Origin of the sequence: Halobacillus litoralis (genome assembly GCF_009856445.1) — a bacterium.
Classification (GTDB): Bacteria; Bacillota; Bacilli; order Bacillales; family Halobacillaceae; genus Halobacillus; species Halobacillus litoralis.
This window is the reverse complement of the sequence record NZ_WMFA01000004.1, coordinates 122,602-138,522: the sequence shown is the minus strand read 5'-3', so window position 1 is coordinate 138,522 and position 15,921 is coordinate 122,602. Positions and strand designations below refer to the sequence as shown.

Here is a 15,921-nt window from a genome sequence, read left to right as displayed (position 1 = left end):
AGGCTGAGATCGCCTCCTTTGCTTATTCCACCTTCGTCCACTCACCATTCCCCCACGTTAAACCACTATCAGATTCTTGTATCTCTACAATCGAAGAACCACCAGGGTTATCATTCGCGATGATGGTATCAAGCTCTCCACTGAACCCGCTCAAACGAGCCCAGTAGCCTCCTCCACTCTCACTCTTGTACGTGCCGGGTTCGATGTCTTTTCCAACCAGGTACGTGCCATTACCGAAACTCGTTTGTGTTTCCGGAGCATAGCTGTCATCAATCAATATCCAGCTGCCTGTGCCCTGGGTGCTGAAGGCGGTGTCGGATTCTTTCACTTCTACGTATTCCTGACCTTGTGGGTTGCCGTTCGCGATGATGTCATCGAATTCACCACTGAATCCTGCAAGGCGTTCCCAGTAATACACGGATCCTTCTGATTTATAGAGGCCTGGTTCGATGTCCGTTCCAACTTAGTGCATGCCTGTAGAGACTTTTACGTTATCATCTTCTGGAAGTGCTTCTTCTTCCTTCTCTTCCACGGTCGTTTCTTCAGCTTCCTCTTCAGCTGGTGCTTCACTTTCTTCTGTTGAGATTTCTTCGGTCTCTGTGCTAGCCGCTTCCACTTCCTCGACCGGCGTCTCTTCCGGTTCTGCTTCTGCCTGGTCCTGTTCTTCCCCTCCGCCTTGTGCTGCTGCGAAAACGACGAGGATTACGACTCCCCAGAACCACCATTTTTTGATGAAGCTTTTCTTTTGTTTTGCCATGTTTTTTTTCCTCCTTGATTTGTGTTAACTCAAGGATAACGTATGGGGTAATCAAAAATTTGCACTCCCAACACACGTTCTCTATTCATACTGCTTGTGCATCTTTTGCACTTCTTCTTTCACTTGTACGACGAGGGATTCTGGCGAGACGACTTTTGCTTTGTGGCCCCAGGTGAGAATCCAACCGATGAGTCCGATGCTCATTTTCGCCTTCGTTGATAGGAGGAACCGGTCGTCATTGATTGCATTTATGGAGGCGTCTTTTCCGAAACGGTCGAGAACGACATTCAGGAGACTTGCATCGAATTCAATTTTGATCCAGGCATCCTCCCCTGCGAACATGTGGAAGCTTTGGTCGACGTATTCTTTGACAAGGAAATCCTGTTTCCGTTTGAAACGTTCTTCTGATATTTCGATGTTCCGCATACGGTCCAAACGGTAGTGGCGCATCTCCCCGTTTCCGCGGAACCTTCCGATCAGATAATAGAAATCGTTCTGCCAGATGAGCGCATAGGGCTCGACATGATATGTATCCCCATTCCTGTGGTATTCGAATTCCTTGTCCATATTGTATTTTCCGTACTGGTAACGGAGCACCTTCTGTTCTGAGATCGCCCTGTGGACATTGTCGATGCTCAATTTTACGAGTTCATAATCGTCATTCGCTGACTGGGAGTAGAGCAGCGGGTCCGGAAGCGTCTTTGCGATATGTCTGCTCGTCAACTGCTTGTTCCGTTCAATCAGATCCTTCTTCTCTTTTTCGGTGATGAATTTAGCGGATAGGATGGCGTCATTGATGAGCCGCAGTTGATAGGTCTCGAAGACGCGGTCCTGATAGCTGTAATACACTTTACCGAAGCGTCCGGTGTTACGGATGATTTCAATCCCCGCATCTTCGAGCACGTCCATATCACGCTTGAGTGTACGAGCATCGAATTTCGCTTCCGGTCCGAAGTAAAGCTTCAGTTTTTCACATATTTCCTGGATGCTCAGTTCATGATGTTCATCCGTCTCTTCGAAAAGGATATCCCTTAGTTTGAGTAATCGCGTGTTGTTGTTCAATTCCATGATACGGCCTCCCCTATTTCGAATCTCCTTCCAGTATAATACAGGAAGCAGCCGGAATAAATGGAGTTTTCTTGATATGTATATAACAGTAATGGATTGAACGGAGCTTGTCACAAATGGAATTTTCTCTAGAAGATAATGCTTCCGGTCATCTGAACAATGTTAGGCATTTTATTTTATGATTCACCGAATACAAATCAAGCGAACCGCCCGAACTCTTTTTGAAACCCTAACATAACCGTCCCCACCGGGCCATTCCTCTGTTTCCTCAAAATCACCTCCACCACATCACTACCTTCCTGCGAATAGTAATCATCGCGGTACAAAAAGCTGATGACATCGGCGTCCTGTTCGATGTTGCCAGATTCCCTCAAGTCAGACATCATCGGGCGCTTGTCTTGGCGTTGTTCGACGCTTCGGGAGAGTTGCGAGAGAAGAATGATCGGGATGTTGAGTTCACGGGCGAGGAGCTTCAATTCGCGGGTGATGGCGCCGACTTCGAGGTCACGACGTTCATAGCGGCCTTTGACGTTCATCAGCTGCAAGTAATCGATGATGATGAGGTGATTATGGTCGGTGTCAGAAGTTACGGAGGCTCTGATTTTTGAGGTGATGTCCTGGACGGTTTGTTGTCGCTCGTGGATGGACAGATTCCACTCGGCGATTTCCCCGATGGCATGGAAGGAACGTTTGTAGTCTTCGGCTGAGAAACACATCGAGCGCCACTTCTGACCGTCGATGCGTGCTTCGGAAGAAATCATCCGCTGCAGCAGCTGCTTGGACCCCATTTCTAGACTGAACAGGTCGACGGCTCCTCCGTTCTTGCAATGGTTCATGGCGATATTCAAGGCGAAGGCGGTCTTCCCCATCGAAGGCCTGGCAGCGACGATGATCAAATCGCCACGCTCCTCCGGTCATTTTGTCATAGTCTTCGAATCCTGTGGCTAAACCCGTCTGTACGGGCGAGGAGATCATCTCCATGGCGATGTCACTGAGCTGCTCTTTCACTGTCTGCTCATCCGCTTCCGGGTCCTGATCCATCAGATGGAGCTGCTGCTTCAAGCCGAGCAGCGCATCAGCACTCGGGTTCTCTATGTACTTGATCGCCGACTGCCTCATTTGTTGGTTCGTGTAGGATTCGACGAGGAGTTTTTCATAGAAGTGGAAGTTCTCGGTTGTCGGGACGGATTCAGCGAGCCCTAATAGGTAACTAACTTCCCCTACCTGAGCGATCTCACCTCCAAGACTAGTTGTTACCGTCACCATATCCACCGGTGTTCCGTTGTTGTCCACCTGCTGCATCGCTAAGAAAATGCGTCGATGGTCGTGTCGGGAAAAGTGCTCAGGGGCGAGCGTCGTCTGCTTGATTTTCTCCCCGTCTACGAGAAAAATACCTAATACGGCCTGTTCCGTCTGTAGATTATGACTCATCGGACTTCTCCTCTGCAAGCGAACGCAGCTTGTCCATGAACCGCTGACGGATCTCATCAGATACTTCGGCTGCTTCCGCTTCCCACACTTTCATCTGCTCCAAGTGATGATTTTCCTCCGGTTGATAGACAGCAATCTCTCCGATGGTCGGTGGGAACGGACTCCGGACGGCGAAATCGGAAAGCTTGGCCATCACCCCTCTATAATCCATTTCCAATAGCTTCGGAATCAGCATATTCGCGACACGCTCGGTGATATCGAATTTCTGCGGATACAATTCACTGATCGTCTCGAGCACCTCGATGGCTTCTTCTCTCTTCACACCTGTACCTCCTCTCTCAACTTATCGAACACCGATTTGTTTTTGTCATGCTTCGGAGTAGTCCTCTTTTTCTTGTGATCCTGCTGGGCTCGTTCCGCTCCTCTCAGGGTGCGGACGCCCGTTTGCTGCCACTGTTTCAGAATGCCTTCACAATAGCTGAAGAAAGTCTTGTTGCTCTCGACGGCAAGCTTCATCGAATGAATGACGAGTTCATCAGACATCTCTTCACACCACTGAGTGATTTTTTCTACGATGAACGGCGACAACGTGCCGATGTTGTTTTCGTAAAAATGGTGGGGATTCTCAGCCGGCGTTTCTACTACTGCTTCTTTTTCTTTCGTTTCGTTTTGTTTACTTAATGTGTTCGACTTGTCGGTATCATTGCCGTTCGACTTGCCGCCACTGTTGTTCTCCTCCACACTGTCGTTCTCGCTGTCCATTTCTTCATATAAAGGGAGGATCCGATAGATGGGAGCCTGGTTGCCTGGTCTTGAAGTGAACGTCACATACCCTTTCTCCACGAGTTCCTTGCGGGCTTTCCGAATGCTGCTTTCGCTCAAGTTGGATTTCAGACAAAGGACGGTCATCGAAGCCGTGAATTCTTTTTTCCAGCGGGATTTGTTATTCACATGCATGAGGCTGTGCCAAAGGTTGATGGCAGCAGAAGTTAGCGGGTTGAATTCCTGGTGATCGTAGAAGGCGTTGATCGCTTTGATATAGTTCATTTGGATTCTCCTATTCTTATGGAAAGATGGAGGATTTGTGCATAGAAAAACACTTCCTCAATTCTATAATCGAAGGAAGTGTGTGTTTGGTGTCTATGAATTTGAAAGTTTTTTTATTTTTTCGAAAAGGTTTGTTCCTTATTAAGACGGACATTAAAGAACCTTCGTCAAAATAGGGAAAATGTAAGGATTGGTCGGCTCAGGGATAGGGGTGATTTCTTTTATCTGAATGATTGGAAGTTCGACACCATTATACTCACCAACATCAATCACACCACGCACTTCCACCCACGTATCTACACCAAAGTTTACGGCTTCGTCCGATTCACTCAACCATCCAATGACCCTGGCATCGGCCACGCAGTGGGTGATCAGAAACCTTGCCACAACGAGCTGATTGGGATCCAATCCTTCTTCTTTGTACACAAAACCTTTCATTTGTATCGTTTTCCCTTTATATTGATGGAGATTTTCTTCTATTTCATGATAATACGAAGCGAAAATATCTTCGTTCATTTCAATCACTTCATCGTTGAGAAGACCCATTTTCTGTTCATATTCCTCATCCGTCAAATAGTTGGTATTGGGGATCGGCTTGTTCTCATCGAGAGTCGGTGGATTCGATGATGCTTCCTCTTGATAAGCATTTCCTCCTTGTGGGAGAAGGGAACCTTTATTTTTGGCAATCGTAGCATCCAGGGAGGTGAGCTCCAATCCAAATCCTGTACATAAAGGAAAAAGGAGAACCAAATAACTCACCCACCTTTTTACATACGACTGCCTGTGATCATGGTCCTCTGTGCACCCGGGAGCACAGAAGGCATGTTCACTGCTATTCCCCTGCCATACTCTCCCCAGCTGGACGAAGAACAGAAGAACGATCACACCTGCGGCCACCTGACTCATCAGGACATATTTGGGGTTGATCAATTTCACAATCTCCCCGGTATGGTGCAATTGGATAAGGAAAAAAGCGAAGGCGGCTAATAGGATCAGTTTCATGAATTGATAAAAGTGAAAGCGCACCGCCTACTCACCTGCCCACCATAGATATAGTGATCGTACAAACGAAAACAATGACCGTGATGGAAAGGAACAATGTGAACACGAACCTGGACTTGAACACACTCAACAACATGATGGTATTTTTCAAATCAATCATAGGTCCATAGATTAAGAAGGCTAAAACAGCACCGGAAGGAAACAAACTGCTGAAGGAAGCTCCGATAAAAGCGTCCGCCTCTGAACATAAGGACAACACGAAAGCAAGTCCCATCATGACGACCGTCGCCCCCATCAATCCTTCGCCGAACAAAAAGAGGGACTGGGCTTGTACATACGTTTGAACAAAGGCAGCAACGAAAGCACCAATGATTAAGTACTTTCCCATATCGAAAAATTCGTCAATCGAATGGACACACATTCCTTTTAGCTTTTTCATGAACGATACTTCTGTTTGCGGGGACCCTTCAGAACCATACAAACCGGAAACCGAATGTTTGAGCTGGTTGGACTTGAATAAAGTGCTGATGAAGAGGGCGATCAGCAGCGCCGCAACAAAACCCACGCCCATCCGTAACCCTGCCATTCTCATATCATTCCCAAAGGCCATATACGTCGATAAAATGACAATCGGATTGATCAATGGTCCCGTCAGAAGAAATCCGATACTCGCTGGCAAGGGCACTCCTTTTGCTACTAACCGGCGGACAATGGGGACGATGCCACATTCACAGGCGGGAAAAACAGATCCCACCAAACAGCCCATCAGGATCGCCCGGTACTTATTTTGGGGGATCCACCGCTTCACATGTTCTTCTGTAATAAACATTTGAATACATCCGGCAATGAGAACACCAATGAGTACAAAAGGTATGGCCTCAATGATGAGGCTGAGGAAGATCGTGTTCAGCTGGTTGAAGGAATCGGGCAGGATCATAGAAGCACTCTTTCCAAGCCATTGACTATACGTAACAAAATAAGCAACCATAACAAAAGCTAAAACGGCTGTCACATCCAATACTGTGTTGTAAAGCCTAAAAGTCATAGCTTCCTCCTATCCCGTACTTTTTCTCGTTCTACTGTTATCTTCGAGCGTCCATTCTGCATCGTCTTAGCTGCTTCACCAATTTCAGACCTTCCCTAACCGGCTGAAGCTGTGCATGAGTTCTGTTCGCTGGAGCTGGTCACCAATCAAAATGATAGCCGGGTGTATGCCTGCTGGATGTTGAATCTTCTCAAACTCGAGCATGTTGGAGGAAAATTGAAAGGAATAAAGGCCTTCATGACCTTCAAGGTTCACGACTCCTTTTCCCCTTAAGATGGTTTCAGGTAAGTGGCTCAACCAACTCTCCAACTCTCGTTTCTTCATCTTTGGTACGGGCTCGAGCTTCACGGCACGCAACCCGGAGTGGTGATGGGAATGACCTTCCTCTTCTCTCCTTTCCGCTGAAGACTGGATAGAAGGTTGGATTCGTCTCTTCCATAACTCCAGAGATGGGACACGCCCATAGGATGTCTGAAAGATTGGGACGGACTCCCCTGTAAGACCCTTGATTTTCATGATGGTTTTATTTAACGTCTTCCCTTTGGTCAGGTCCTGTTTATTTAATAGAATGAGATCAGCGCTGGTGATCTGTTCTTCCAGCAGTTTCCTTATATCCGCCGTGCTTGAAAACACACTCTGATACTCTAAAAAGGTACTGGAATCTATCAAACTAATCATCGAATACAAACGGAAATGAGACGAATACATAGGATTCTCTAATACTTTCTTCACTTCGAGAGGGTTGGAAACGCCTGTTCCTTCAATGATCAAAAGATCCAGTTCATTCTTTTGCGCCTCTAGTATAAATTCATCCAACGTCGTCTCTAAATCCTCTTTGATAGTACAGCATATGCAGCCGTTTAATAGTTCTTTCACGTTTTGTTTCTGAAAGAGAGGTTTTTCTATATTTACTTCTCCCAGTTCATTTAAAATCACGCCTACCCGTCGGTTCTTCCTCTCGCATTCTTCTATCATTTTTAATAAGACGGTGGTTTTTCCACTACCTAAAAAGCCACTTATCATATAAGTCGGTATGGGCACGTCGAACATCCTCCTCCATTCAATAAATCGTAATTGTTACTATTTCTAACAATCTACTAGTTGAACATGAAAAATATGCGTATGGAACATGGCTTTTCTTAAAATTTTGCCGGAGGCCTTATTCAATGGGAGTGGATTCAGTCCGATGGATGATCATAGGTCCCTTGTACATGGATAGTTACACTCTAATGAAAAATCCTCGAGTGCTCATAAGCTGGAGATAACAAAAAGAGCGAACCATGGCAGGATGGTTCGCTCTTTTCAAGATTTTCCTATATGAAAACGGCATGCGTCCACACTGGAAATGACAGAAAGAGTACTCTTCTGGAATTTATAACAAGCTCTCTGATACACCCCTCAGTTTTTCCTTATTGTTATAACGGTTGCATGATCACAGCCCTCTCTCCTTCTTCCATAAGAATAGAGAAACGTTTCAACCCTTTCCGTTCAAAGTGGGTGCGGATTTCTTTTGGAACATAAATCAGTCCTTTTCTTCCCACTGTACTCATCACATCAAGGGTTTTACTGTAGGCTGGCTTAATCATGATGCACTGATTTTCGATGTTAAACGTGACGGTCATCCCGTCCTCGATCTGTAATTCTTTCCTCCATGCAACGGGAATGTTGAAATCGGTTCTGCGCGCGAAATCGATCAGTTTACGACTCTGCTTCATATCTATCGTTCTCCATACTCCAGTTTTTTTAATAGATCCTTGACTACCTCTTAAGATTGATTCCTATGTGTGGATAATAAAAAGCTGAAGACCGTATTCAATCTTCAGCTTTTCCCATTCCTCTTTAAATCAGCTGGAACAGTCACTCTAAACAGAATAGCCTTCTAATGGGCCATCATTTCATGGGCAATCTCCTGTCCATCCATATCTAATGGATAGTAGGTCGGCCAGTGGGTCACTTCCTCAAGCAAAGCCTCACGGTCATCGCCCCAGTAGAGGTGATAGTGACCCGCTTTGGTTGGATAGATACTGTGGTCACTGAACTGAATATACGTTGGAAGGCCTTCCGCTTCTTTCTCCAGTTTGAAGATGTATCTTACCCCTCTATTGCCTTTATCGTAAGTCAAGATTTCGTACCCATCCGAGACATATTCCCCGGATCGTTCTTTTCCATCTTCATAAAAAGTGACGGTCTTTCCGTGAATATCAATACGATTCACATCTGTCTTATACCCCTGCTCATAATATTCCTTGTATTCTTCCGCTGTCTTGTCCCCTTCTTCTGCTTTATGAGCATAGACTTCATCAAGCGTTCCGTCTTTATGGTGTGGGTACACCGACTGCCAGTCTCCTTCCCAATCGGAAAGTTTTCGGTCCTCCACTTGGCTGTCTTCAAAATAGCCCTCATAAATTTTCTGCGCTTCTTCGTCATGCCCATGTTCATGGCTGTGGTCATGATCGTGCTCCTCAGATTCTTCCGTGTTTTCTGAAGCTGCCGAAGGATTCGCTAAAGCGGTTGAAAGGACTTCTAAGTTACGCTTCATGAGGCTGAAGTAATCCTCATCATTTTCAAGATCTTCTTCTGTTAAGACAGATAAGTTATGGATGCGTAACGTTTCGGCGTCGATTTCCTGGCGTACAACTTCTGCTACTTTAGGGGTGACATTCTGTTCGAAAAGGACATGATTCAAGCCATTTTCTTCAGCCGTTTTCACGATATTTTCCAGGTCCTTCTGTGAAGGTTCATTCGCAGGGCTTAGTCCAGACACCGCCACCTGCTCTATTCCGTAATTTTCTTCCCAATAGCCATAGGCGGCATGGGATACGATAATCTTATTCCCAGGCAGGCTTTCCATCTTCGTATGGAACTCTTCGTCTAAACGTTCAAGATCTTCTTTCAACGTCTCAAAATTTTCTAGGAATACGTCTTCCTGTTCAGGGTTTATTTCAACTAGCGTATCTTTAATATGTTCGGCCATTTCAATGGAACGGATCGGATCCAGCCAAACGTGAGGGTCCTGGTCGCCATGATGATGCCCCTCATGTCCCTCTTCGTCGCTACCTTCACCACCGGAATGTTCGTCATGACTACCTTCTTCGTCGGCATGGCCGTCCTCACCGTGAGCATGGTCGTCATGGCTATCTTCTTCGCCGTGGTTATGACTGTGATCTTTTAAATCTATGCCTTTGGATGCTTCGAGAATTTGAACATCTTCCGACTCGATAGAATCAGAGATTTTCTTCGCATAAGGCTCTAATCCTGCACCGTTATATATGAAAGCATCCGATTCAGCGATTTCTATCATTTCTTTCGTCGTTGGTTCATAAGTATGCGGGTCGGTTCCCGGTGGCAGAATAGATTCTACTGAAGCTGAATCTCCAGCGATTTGTTCTGTGAAAAACTGAAGGGGATAAACCGTCGTAAACACCTTCATCTCTTCCGTTGAATCCTGCGTTTCTTTTTCACTTTCATCACTGCTTGCCTCTTCCCCATTACATGCAGCCATGGTAAAGATCACGAAACATAAACTGAATAATCCTAAAAATTTCTTAAACATTTGTTCTCCTCCTTCTATTCCACACTTGATATTATCGTAACCATTACTATTTGTAAATAGTAATCATTACTTTTAATATGCGCTCCCTGTCACTTCAATGACATTGAGGACAGATCCCACAAACTTCAAATTTGTGATTTTCAATAACATACCCTTCCAAATCATTCTTGATGAGTTCCATCGGACAAAGGTCTATATCTTTCGTTTCCCTGCATGCCTTACAAATAAAGAGATGCTTATGGCCCGGACGCGCAAGCCGGAAATGCTTTTCCCTATTCATCTCTATGGTTTCCAATAGTTTTTCCTCTGTTAAAAGATAAAGGTTTTTATAAACGGTGGCATAGCTGACACCAGGAAAATATTGCTGAATGTCCCTTATGACATCTTTAGCTGCCAGATAATGATGCTGATCGATGAAAATCTTCAGCATTCTCTCTCTTTGTTTTGTACGTTTATATCCTTTTTCTTTTAAGGTATAAATGGCTGTTTGTAAGTCCAATAGACTTCACCCTTTACTCATTAGATATCCGTGGCTCATATCATAATCCTGATCCACCTGCTCTTCATCAGGGACAGAAGGCCGGTCACTGGTCACTTACCAGCTTGATTTTTTCACCCCGGGAATCTGACCTTTATGTGCATATTCTCTGAAGGCGATCCGGGACATCTTGAACTTTCTCATATAGCCACGCGGTCTTCCCGTCACTTCACACCTCCCTGTTAAACGTGTGGGAGAGGAATCACGAGGAAGCTTTCGAAGTGCCTCATCATCTCCTTTGGCTTTCAGCTCTTTTCTAAGTTCCGCGTATTTCGCTACCATCTCCTGTCTTTTTTTCTCTTTTGCTACTTTAGATTTCTTAGCCATTCTGTATGCTCTCCTTTAATGATAATCATTACGATTTAAAATTTTTAAAAATGATTCTCTTTATCTCGATATACGGCACTAGCTGTTGTACTGGATTGACCCCTATATTTACCTTGATAGGCGTTCGTCGGTCGATTCATCTGGGCAAGAACGAGTTGACAGATCCTCCATCCCTCCGTCAATTCAATCGGGCACCGATTTGAATTGAACAATTCCAGCGTGATGCGTCCTTCAAATCCCGGATCCACCCAGCCTGCATTCTGCACAAACAACCCCATCCTCCCGATGGAACTTCTCCCTTCGACAAATGCGGTGAGATCATCAGGTAATTTCACCCATTCCTTCGTCGTCGCAAGAATAAATGAATGAGGAGGGATAATTATGGATTCATTATGGCCGATATAGATATCGCGATAGGAAGCTTTCTGTTTGAAAGACAGTTGCCCTGTACTATGTTCGTCCACTGTCATAAAGTGCCTGCCCAGTGTTAAGTCAACAGAAGCAGGCTGAACATGATCCAGGATAAATGGATCAATGCCCAACTCCTCTTTCTCCACCTTGTTCCGTATAGACTCACGGGATAGTATCATGTTGTCACCTTCTTCATTTTCATTGGTAGGATCGGACTTCCCAGTTAAAGGGATCTTCCATCTCCGACCATTCCATGTCCGCCTCTTCAGGCGTTACCAAACACTCATCCAACTCTTTGGTAATCGTTTTCTTATCAAGTTCCACTCCAATGAAGACCAGCTTGGTCATTCGATCACCATACTCCACATCCCAATCGTTCAACACATCCGGGTTTTGCATAATCGTACGGTCTTTTTGTTCTTTCGGGAGGGCAGCTACCCAGTAGGAGACCGGTTCTATGGAAACCGATGGACCTGCTTGTGATAATAGAAGCGCCAGATCATTCCTTGTGGCACACCATGAAATTCCTTTAGCCCGTACGATCGAAGTCGGCATCCGGCTGATCCAATCGTAGAAGCGTTTGGAATGAAAAGGAAGCCTTCTCTTATATACAAAAGATTGAATCCCATATTCTTCCGTTTCCGGTGTATGAGACTCGGGGCCTGCCATCAATTCCTGGAGCCAGCCAGCCGATTGACTCGCCTTTTCAAAATCAAAGCGATGCGTAATTAAAATCTTCTCCGGATCGACTTCACTAAACGTTGTTGGGATGATTTCCGCATCCGGCTGTAATGTCTGCACCACTCTAGTCAATGCATCCAGTTGATCCTTCGTCACCATGTCACATTTATTTAATAAGAGCACATCGCAGAATTCAATTTGGTCGATCAGCAGATCCGCCAGATTTCGTTCGTCCTCTTCCCCTACGGCCTGCTTTCTGTCCAACAGGCGGTCCCCGGATTCATAATCGTGCCAAAACCGGTAAGCATCCACAACCGTTACCATCGTGTCCAAGCGACAGAACTGGGTAAGGTCGATTCCGAGCTCTTCATCGATATAAGAAAAGGTTTGAGCAACTGGCACAGGCTCGCTGATCCCTGTTGACTCAATCACGATATAATCCACATCCCCGGCTTTTGCGATCTTTTCCACTTCGATCAATAAATCTTCTCTTAACGTACAGCAGATGCAGCCATTGGACATCTCGACCAAATTCTCATCCACTCTGGAAAAATGGCCGCCTTTCTCTACTAAGTCTGCGTCGATATTGATTTCACTCATGTCATTGACGATGACAGCGATTTTAAGTCCAGCGCGGTTGTTTAATAGATGATTGAGTAACGTGGTTTTTCCTGAACCTAAGTAACCACTCAAGACCGTGACTGGTATTTTCTTCTCCATTGTTACCCTCCTATAAAAGTAATGATTACGATTTAAAACTGTGTAAAAAAATTTCTACTCCGTCACACACTGCTGGAACTGTTCCGTAAGACTTTTTTTATCTAAGTTCTTTCCAATAAATACAAGCTCACTTACCCGCTCATCATCTCCCCACGAACCAGCTTCCTCGCCTGCAAAAAGCATATGAACACCTTGAAAAACAAAGCGTCTCTCTTTTCCCTCAATGTTCAAAACCCCTTTGTAACGGTATAAATTCTCTCCCTGAATTTGAACGAGAAAGGATAACCAAAGGTTTAGCTTTTTCAAATTCAATGGCTTCACTTCCCGAAGAGCCAAAGAAGATATTTCATCATCATGGGAATGGTGATGGCTGTTCAAAAAATCTGGATGTGCTCTCAATTTTTCCTGCAAGTCAAAGGAATATATCCCAAGAACTTCACCCGGTGAAATACGGCTGCTTTCACAGAGGTGTTGAGAGGCGGTGGGATTGATGCGTACCAATCTTTTTCGCAGATCCGTGAGCTGTTCCTTTGTTACCAAATCCACTTTGTTGACAAGGACAACGTCGGTAAAAGCGATTTGATTGATAGCTTCCCCCTGTTGATCCAAGTGTCTGGAAATATGCTTCGCATCAACCAATGTACAAACCGCATCGATGAAGTAATCTTCGACCATTTCTTTATCCATCAGGAATGTCTGCACAACAGGAGCAGGATCAGCGAGTCCTGTCGTTTCAATAATCACACGGTCAAACTCAATCACTTTCTCGTCCCTAGATATAGCAAGCATGGATAAGGTATCAATTAAATCTTTGCGTACATTACAACAAATGCAGCCACTGTTTATTTCGATGATTTCTTCTTTCGTTTGTTCAATGAGCTGATCATCAATCCCTATATCTCCAAACTCGTTCACAATGAGTGCTGTCTTTTCTTCTGTATGCTTGAGCAGATGATTAAGGAAAGTGGTCTTTCCCGATCCCAAATACCCCGTCACGATGGTTACAGGAATTCTTGTATCCATCTCCATCATGTTTTTTGCTCCTCCAACCATCGATCAAGGGCTTGCCAAGGCATAAGTGCACAATGATGTCTGGCACGTAATTTATGTACACCCTGGAGTGATGCGGCGTCCCCTAAATCAATCTCATCCTCCCGGTGCCCTTCCCTTATTAAGCGTTCAAAAGAACGTCTCTTCTTCAGGCATTCCTCCACGGTATGTTTTTTCAAAAGCTCAGTCATCATAGAGCATGAAGCCATACTAATGCTGCAGCCTTCGCCTTCGAAAGATAAATCCTCAATTCCCCCTTCCCTTACGCTTAAATATAAGACCATCATATCTCCGCAGGTGGGATTTTTATAATGAATTTTATGAATATCTCTTTCTCCGTCCATCGTTCCATAATTTCGTTTGTATTTGGCGTGGTCCATTACAATTTTACGATAAAGATCATCCAACATGATCATAACCTCCTTACTCTTTATGATCGTAAGCGTAGACGGCCCCATAAAATTACAGAGCTCCTATTTTCTCCTCTGATTGATCCAGTTTTACGAATGTGGAAGTGATACAAAATAAAGTTTTTGTTCCTTTTTTACGTTCAAGTCAGCATGAATAGAGTCTGTACAATCGATGAATTTAACAGCGTCCATCTTCGAGGGAAGCTGTCGAGCGACTTCCTCCTCGATCTCTTTCATCACCTGCAATAATTCAAATAAAGTTAATTCAAAATGGTCCGCTGCAAGCTTATGAGGAGATTCAATTTTAAGACGGGTTATAAATTCTCCTGCGGAATCAACTTCTTCTACCATGTCATCCTCCATTTTAATGACATATTTATATAGATCCCGCTGCTTTTGTGGCAGGGTACTTATAATATGGTCCGTTAGTATTTTAAGTAAATAATCACTCATCGTTTCACCTCCGAATTCGAATCTCTTTATGTACCTTGTCTGTTTCAATTTTTCTGGGTGGATCGAGTACATTTCCTACTGGATTTCTTCTGTGAATGGGCTCAAGTGATTTCATACATATTTGGGATATAAATAAGCAATGATCGATAATATTTTCATGTAAGGAAGCTCTCTTATATCGCAACTCACTATTTTGTTTTTAATCGTAATGATTACTATTTAACTTACAAAGAATAATGTATCACTTAATTTCTATGAGGACAAGCATAAATTGATTTATTATTTAATTTCTTCCTTCCCTTTTACTCTCTCGTGGGTAAATACAAAGGGGTGAAAATGTTGCATCTTTCATTAAATGAAGTTAAAATGTAAGCCTTCACAAATATTCGTAATCATTACTATTAAAATAATTTACGGATGACAAATGATGTGAACTAGCAAGACACTAATACTTACTTTACAAGGAGTGTTTATGTATTGGCACACACCGGAATCCACATACTTTCTGGTTTCTTAGGTTCAGGAAAAACAACGCTATTGCAGAGAATACTGGAAGAAGAATATCAAAGAGGACGAAAAGTGGGCGTGATTATGAATGAAGCAGGCGAACTGCCGATCGATACCCAGTCATTGCCTGAGGGCACCCCTTTAAAAGAACTGTTAAACGGCTGTGTCTGCTGCACTCTTTCTGATAAACTGGAAACTCAAATCTCGGATATCCTCTACCATCATGATCTGGATGTGCTCTATATAGAAACGACAGGTGTTGCACACCCGGTTGAGGTATTAGATGCGTGTTTAACTCCCCTTTTATCCGATAAAGTTAAAGTGAATTCGATCATAACCATGGTCGATCCCAATAGTTGGGCGGGACGGCATAACCTCAGAATCCCACTCAGAAAGCTGATTACAGAACAAGTCAAGCATGCAGACCTTGTCATTCTGAATAAATCAGATCAGCTCACTATACGAAATAAAGAGAAATTGATGAGAGAATTAAATGAAATAAACCCTGGTGGTAAGGTGCTTGCAGCTAAGCACGCTCAAGTTCCCTGGGATACTTTTTCAAATATAGAGGGTCAACAAAGACGTGAGCATGAAAAAGAACAAACGATCGACCATCTTCATATTAAGACATATGTTCATACATTCTCCTCTCCCGTCAACCAGGAACGATTTGAAAACTTCTTGAAATCCATGCCTGAGCAGATTTATCGTATTAAGGGATATTTACGACTTACAGGTCAACCAGGAACTCAACTTTTTCAATATGCTTATGGGATGCCAAGTTTCACCCCTTCTCCTCTAAATTTGGAAAACAATTTAGTGTTTATTGGTGATGACCTTGATCATGCAGCTTTGAATGAGGAACTGAGAGAGGTAGAGAAAAAATCTTCTCCCGTACATTCAAGTACACAAGATCAGTAG

Annotated in this window: 19 protein-coding genes and 1 pseudogene; 1 reads left to right on the top strand and 19 read right to left on the bottom strand. The window is 44.2% G+C overall.

Annotation, left to right across the window (positions count from 1 at the left end; genetic code table 11):
* Positions 1-22 precede the first annotated feature (22 nt).
* The 19 genes and pseudogenes from GLW00_RS12715 to GLW00_RS12630 form a co-directional block, all read right to left on the bottom strand.
* Complete coding sequence (locus GLW00_RS12715) at positions 23-451, bottom strand: Rv1352/Rv1906c domain-containing protein (protein ID WP_500683505.1); 429 nt, start codon at positions 449-451, stop codon at positions 23-25.
* A 12-nt stretch (positions 452-463) separates the two neighbouring features.
* Entirely contained in the window at positions 464-757 is a 294-nt protein-coding gene (locus GLW00_RS12710) for a hypothetical protein (RefSeq protein WP_160914613.1), read from the bottom strand.
* An 81-nt stretch (positions 758-838) separates the two neighbouring features.
* Complete coding sequence (locus GLW00_RS12705; RefSeq protein ID WP_160914611.1) at positions 839-1,825, bottom strand: helix-turn-helix transcriptional regulator; 987 nt, start codon at positions 1,823-1,825, stop codon at positions 839-841.
* A 197-nt stretch (positions 1,826-2,022) separates the two neighbouring features.
* Positions 2,023-2,694, bottom strand: coding sequence for a replicative DNA helicase (locus GLW00_RS20710; protein ID WP_237417508.1), 672 nt, complete (start codon positions 2,692-2,694; stop codon positions 2,023-2,025).
* Positions 2,695-3,028: 334 nt separating this feature from the next.
* Positions 3,029-3,256 (bottom strand): annotated as a pseudogene (locus tag GLW00_RS20705) (DnaB-like helicase N-terminal domain-containing protein); the annotation flags it as partial.
* Entirely contained in the window at positions 3,246-3,578 is a 333-nt protein-coding gene (locus GLW00_RS12695; protein ID WP_160914609.1) for a replicative helicase loader/inhibitor, read from the bottom strand. The gene GLW00_RS12695 and the pseudogene GLW00_RS20705, both read right to left, overlap by 11 nt.
* The gene (locus GLW00_RS12690; RefSeq protein ID WP_160914607.1) at positions 3,575-4,303 is read right to left on the bottom strand and encodes a DnaD domain protein; all 729 of its coding nucleotides are present in this window, start codon (positions 4,301-4,303) and stop codon (positions 3,575-3,577) included. Before GLW00_RS12690 ends, GLW00_RS12695 begins: the two co-directional genes overlap by 4 nt.
* 153 nt (positions 4,304-4,456) lie before the next feature.
* Positions 4,457-5,329, bottom strand: coding sequence for a TIGR03943 family putative permease subunit (locus GLW00_RS12685; RefSeq protein ID WP_160914605.1), 873 nt, complete (start codon positions 5,327-5,329; stop codon positions 4,457-4,459).
* A gap of 7 nt (positions 5,330-5,336) precedes the next feature.
* Entirely contained in the window at positions 5,337-6,350 is a 1,014-nt protein-coding gene (locus GLW00_RS12680) for a permease (RefSeq protein ID WP_160914603.1), read from the bottom strand.
* An 84-nt stretch (positions 6,351-6,434) separates the two neighbouring features.
* On the bottom strand, positions 6,435-7,391 hold the full coding sequence (locus GLW00_RS12675) for a CobW family GTP-binding protein (RefSeq protein ID WP_160914601.1): 957 nt from the start codon (positions 7,389-7,391) through the stop codon (positions 6,435-6,437).
* Positions 7,392-7,765: 374 nt separating this feature from the next.
* Positions 7,766-8,065, bottom strand: coding sequence for a hypothetical protein (locus GLW00_RS12670; RefSeq protein ID WP_160914599.1), 300 nt, complete (start codon positions 8,063-8,065; stop codon positions 7,766-7,768).
* 164 nt (positions 8,066-8,229) lie between these two features.
* The gene (locus GLW00_RS12665; RefSeq protein ID WP_160914597.1) at positions 8,230-9,903 is read right to left on the bottom strand and encodes a metal ABC transporter solute-binding protein, Zn/Mn family; all 1,674 of its coding nucleotides are present in this window, start codon (positions 9,901-9,903) and stop codon (positions 8,230-8,232) included.
* 94 nt (positions 9,904-9,997) lie between these two features.
* Entirely contained in the window at positions 9,998-10,402 is a 405-nt protein-coding gene (locus GLW00_RS12660) for a Fur family transcriptional regulator (protein ID WP_160914595.1), read from the bottom strand.
* 96 nt (positions 10,403-10,498) lie between these two features.
* Complete coding sequence (rpsN, locus tag GLW00_RS12655; RefSeq protein WP_160911675.1) at positions 10,499-10,768, bottom strand: 30S ribosomal protein S14; 270 nt, start codon at positions 10,766-10,768, stop codon at positions 10,499-10,501.
* 44 nt (positions 10,769-10,812) lie between these two features.
* On the bottom strand, positions 10,813-11,358 hold the full coding sequence (gene dcd, locus GLW00_RS12650) for a dCTP deaminase (RefSeq protein ID WP_160914593.1): 546 nt from the start codon (positions 11,356-11,358) through the stop codon (positions 10,813-10,815).
* Positions 11,359-11,377: 19 nt separating this feature from the next.
* The gene (locus tag GLW00_RS12645; RefSeq protein ID WP_160914591.1) at positions 11,378-12,580 is read right to left on the bottom strand and encodes a GTP-binding protein; all 1,203 of its coding nucleotides are present in this window, start codon (positions 12,578-12,580) and stop codon (positions 11,378-11,380) included.
* Positions 12,581-12,634: 54 nt separating this feature from the next.
* A complete protein-coding gene (locus tag GLW00_RS12640) occupies positions 12,635-13,609 on the bottom strand; it encodes a CobW family GTP-binding protein (protein ID WP_160914849.1) in 975 nt (324 codons plus the stop codon).
* Positions 13,609-14,040: a Fe-S cluster assembly sulfur transfer protein SufU gene (gene sufU, locus GLW00_RS12635; protein WP_202412488.1), complete on the bottom strand. Its 432-nt coding sequence runs from the start codon at positions 14,038-14,040 to the stop codon at positions 13,609-13,611. The genes GLW00_RS12640 and sufU overlap by 1 nt, the downstream gene beginning before the upstream one ends.
* Positions 14,041-14,130: 90 nt before the next feature.
* Positions 14,131-14,493, bottom strand: coding sequence for a hypothetical protein (locus GLW00_RS12630; protein ID WP_160914587.1), 363 nt, complete (start codon positions 14,491-14,493; stop codon positions 14,131-14,133).
* Between the two features lie 477 nt (positions 14,494-14,970).
* Between GLW00_RS12630 and GLW00_RS12625 the strand changes: the two genes are divergently transcribed.
* The gene (locus GLW00_RS12625; protein WP_160914585.1) at positions 14,971-15,921 is read left to right on the top strand and encodes a CobW family GTP-binding protein; all 951 of its coding nucleotides are present in this window, start codon (positions 14,971-14,973) and stop codon (positions 15,919-15,921) included.